Here is a 3,414-nt window from a genome sequence, read left to right as displayed (position 1 = left end):
CCCCCGTTCCCGCCCCTGCGGGACGGGGGCGGTGGGGGTACCTTGCCCGCGAAGAAGGCCGCGTCCCGGGCCGCCGCGGCCTCGACGTCGTGGGTGTTGGCGACCTTGCCGAGGCCGAGCGCCATGTGGGTGAGGGCGGCGACGTGCGGGCGGCGCTCGCTCTCGTAGGTGTCCAGCAGAGCCTCGGGGGCCAGGCCGCCGAGGACGAGGTGGAGTTTCCATGCGAGGTTGGTGGCGTCGCGGATGCCGCTGCACGCGCCCTGGCCGAGGTAGGGGGGCATGGTGTGGGCGGCGTCGCCGGCCAGGAAGACCCTGCCGGTGCGCCAGCGGGTGGCGATGCGGGCCTCGAAGCCGTAGACGAGCTGACGGGTGATCCTTACGTCGTCCGGGCCGAGGTTGTGATAGTCGCGCAGCAGCCGCCAGGCCGCTTCCGGGGTGGTCATCTCCTCTCGGGACTCGCCCGGCAGCAGGGCGAACTCGAAGCGCTGGCGGGTGGTGCCGATGTTGATGGTCATGTGCCCGCGCGCAGGATCGCAGTACTGGGTGCCGTAGGCGAACTCCGGTGGTTGGGGGCGCAGCCACTCGGTGTCGATGTTGACCCAACTCTCGTTGAAGCCGAAGTCCTCGCGCTCCACTCCGAGCAGTTCCCGCACCCCGCTGCGGCTGCCGTCGGCGGCGATCACATAGCGGGCCCGGACCTCGTCGCGCGGGCCGTCAGCACAGCTCGTCTCGGTATTCCAGCCGCACAGGCGCAGGGTGGCGCCGTCGTCGTCCTGGTCGAGGCCGGTGACCGCCCAGCCCTGGCGGACGTCGACCGTGCCGTAACCGCGGAGCCGCTTGTCGATCGCGTGCTCCACATCCGGCTGGTACATGGAGATGTGGTCCGGATACCCCATCGGGCCGTCGATCGCCGGGATGCGCACCAGCGTCTCCCCCTTGCCGTTGACCCACAGGTACTCGCACGGGGACGAGTCCCGCAGCGCCTCGTCGACATCGCCCGCCGCCTGGACGGTACGTGCGGTCTCGTCGTCGATGTGGGTGAGCCGGGGCAGCCCGTACAGGGCCGGCCAGCGTTCGCAGACCACCACCCGGTGGCCGAGCCGGCCGAGCAGGGACGCCGCGGCGAGTCCGGTCGGACCGTAACCGACGACGGCGACGTCATAGCGGGGAGCCATCGGAGACCTCCAAAGACAGCCCCGCGCCGTTGCGAGGGGTCGTGGTGAATTGGGAGAGCGGTGCGGCTCCGACCGTCCGGTGCGAGCCACGCCCATGTGTGAATCGAGATTCACAGTTGAAGTGAAGCGAGATTCACACAACGGCAACACGGTCGTCAAGAGCCTGGTCGATAAACTGCGCAGATGACCGAGTCCCCCACCCGAAGGCCTGCCGCCCTCCGCGAAGGCAGTCGCCGCTCGCAGCAAGACCTCATGCAGGCCGGGTACGTACTGCTCGAAGAGGGCGGAGTGGACTCACTGACCGTGGCCGCGGTCGCCGAGCGGGCCGGCATGGCGGTCGGCAGCATCTACCGCCGGTTCGGAGACAAGGAAGGACTCCTGCTGGCCATCCAGCACGCCTTCACCGAGAACCTTCAGGCGGAGATCAGTCAGCGCATGTCCACGGAGCGGTTGCGCCTGCTGCGCGATCCGGCCGTGGCGATCGCCGAGGCGGTCGGCGCGATCACCGACGCGTTTCACGCGCACGAGGGCCTGCTCCGCGTTTTCCTGCTGCTCGGCACCCGGCACGAAGCGGTACGGATCGAAGGCTCGCGCGTCAGCGTCGAGGGCAACCGCAACTTCGCGGAGGCTCTGCGGCACATTTCCGTCGCGCACCCGGATCCCGCGGCCGCGCTGGACTTCGCCTTCCGCCTGGTCTACGCCACGATCGCGCACCGCGTCACGCAGGGGGAGTTCCTCGAGTCCGACCGCCCGCTGCCCTGGAACGAGCTGCGCAGCCACCTCCAGACCGCGGTCGTGTCCTACCTCCTCGGCGCCCCGGAAGGCCGCTGACCGCCTGGCTCGGCGGCAGGTGCGCGCATGGGACTTGACGCGACAGGAACAATTGTGAATTGTGAGCTCATGCTCACCACCTGTGTGAATCTCGACTCACATAGGTTCGCTCTCTTCGTTTCCCACACCCTCGTGCCGACGGCTCAACCCCTCTCCCTTGCCCGGAACTCCACCGTGGCCCGAGCAACTCGAAGGAGGGAGTTGACGTTCGGCGGCCGGCTGCCCTTCTCGGGCGACGGTCCACCGCGAACGCAGTCATCTCCGCGACGGTCCGGACGCGGGCCGTCGAAGGACACCCGCCTGGAGCACGACGCGGCTGTGCCGGCAGCAGCCGGCGCAGCCGTGAGGGATTCACTCCGAACGCGTGCTAGATCGCCGCGAACCGTAGTTGTTCGACGACCTCGCCGCCCTCGCGCCGGGTGAAGGTGGCCGATCGCTTGCCCAGTTCGTCGCCGCGGATGACAGCGCTCCAGCCGGGACGGATGTCGGCGGCGACCTGGAGCAGTTCACTGTCGGGGCTGGTGATCGTGACGAAGGGCTTCTCGTCCTCGTACGGGTCGGGCTCCTCCTCCGTGAGCTCTCGCATGAAGAGGTACTCCTCCACGATCTGCCCCTCGTGGTGGCGGGCGAAGGTGCAGAGGCGGAAGTCGCCGGGGACGTAGTGGCCGACGACTGCCGTCCACTCGCCCTGGGCGACCTGCGGGTAGTGCTGGAGGATCCGGGCCTCGGGGTTGTCGACGAGGATGTCCTTCATGGCGGCGATGTGCTCGGCGACGTCGGCGGTGGCCACGCCGCCCATCTCCACGTAGACGCCCGGTGCGTGGTAGTAGGCCTGCATGTCGAACTTGCGGTTGTTCCAGGCGACGAAGTCGACCATGTGGAAGTGGATGCAGTTGTCCTTCTCCAGCTCGTACGTGCCGTCGGCCTGCGCACTCAACGATTCCATGTCTTTCTCCGGTTCACTCGAGGGCCAGGTCGAGTTGGGCCTACCTGGCCGAGCCTTGGCCCGAGGCGGGGGTGCGGCTTCGCGTCGAAGCCGAGAGCTCGTCAGCCCTGGGTGCCGTCGCGGTTGATCGGGTACAGGCCGAGCACGCCGTTGGGGTCGGAGGGGTCGACGCCCTTGACGTCGCCGACGTAGAGGGTGATCAGTGCCTTGTAGCGGTCGAGGGCGGTCCGGTTGCCCATGAAGTGGCCGAGGCCGAGGGGGTTGGTGTTCTTGTAGTCGAAGATGCCCTTGCGGCCGGCGGGGGCGGGGACGTCGGTGCGGGCGCTCCAGGTGAAGATGGAGTTGGTCTGGGCGTCCTTGGACAGCAGCCAGCTCAGGTAGAGCTTGGCGGCGGCCTTGTGGGGGGCCTTCTTGAGGATGGCGGCGGTCTGCGGCCAGGTGACCCAGGGGCTGTGCTTGGGG

General features: G+C 68.7%; 3 protein-coding genes and 1 pseudogene. 1 reads left to right on the top strand and 3 read right to left on the bottom strand.

What is annotated here, in order from left to right; all coding sequences use genetic code 11:
- Positions 1-1,175, bottom strand: a 1,175-nt coding sequence (locus GRC12_RS42905) for a bifunctional 3-(3-hydroxy-phenyl)propionate/3-hydroxycinnamic acid hydroxylase (RefSeq protein ID WP_208785859.1), incomplete at its 3' end; no start/stop codon positions are given.
- A gap of 183 nt (positions 1,176-1,358) precedes the next feature.
- Between GRC12_RS42905 and GRC12_RS42900 the strand changes: the two genes are divergently transcribed.
- Entirely contained in the window at positions 1,359-2,006 is a 648-nt protein-coding gene (locus GRC12_RS42900; RefSeq protein ID WP_208785858.1) for a TetR/AcrR family transcriptional regulator, read from the top strand.
- A 367-nt stretch (positions 2,007-2,373) separates the two neighbouring features.
- On the opposite strand, the gene GRC12_RS42895 is transcribed toward GRC12_RS42900, so the two are convergent.
- On the bottom strand, positions 2,374-2,952 hold the full coding sequence (locus GRC12_RS42895; RefSeq protein WP_208785857.1) for a hypothetical protein: 579 nt from the start codon (positions 2,950-2,952) through the stop codon (positions 2,374-2,376).
- A 101-nt stretch (positions 2,953-3,053) separates the two neighbouring features.
- Positions 3,054-3,414 (bottom strand): annotated as a pseudogene (locus GRC12_RS42890) (extracellular solute-binding protein); the annotation flags it as partial.

It is taken from the genome of Streptomyces griseorubiginosus (assembly GCF_017614965.1).
Lineage (GTDB): Bacteria > Actinomycetota > Actinomycetes > Streptomycetales > Streptomycetaceae > Streptomyces > Streptomyces griseorubiginosus_B.
Note: the sequence above shows the minus strand (reverse complement) of the source record. Positions and strands in the feature narration are given on the sequence as shown.

Bases quoted from the DNA above. Each gene is read 5' to 3' on its own strand.
- GRC12_RS42895 (WP_208785857.1), bottom strand. From the start codon at position 2,952: ATGGAATCGTTGAGTGCGCAGGCCGACGGCACGTACGAGCTGGAGAAG.
- GRC12_RS42900 (WP_208785858.1), top strand. From the start codon at position 1,359: ATGACCGAGTCCCCCACCCGAAGGCCTGCCGCCCTCCGCGAAGGCAGT.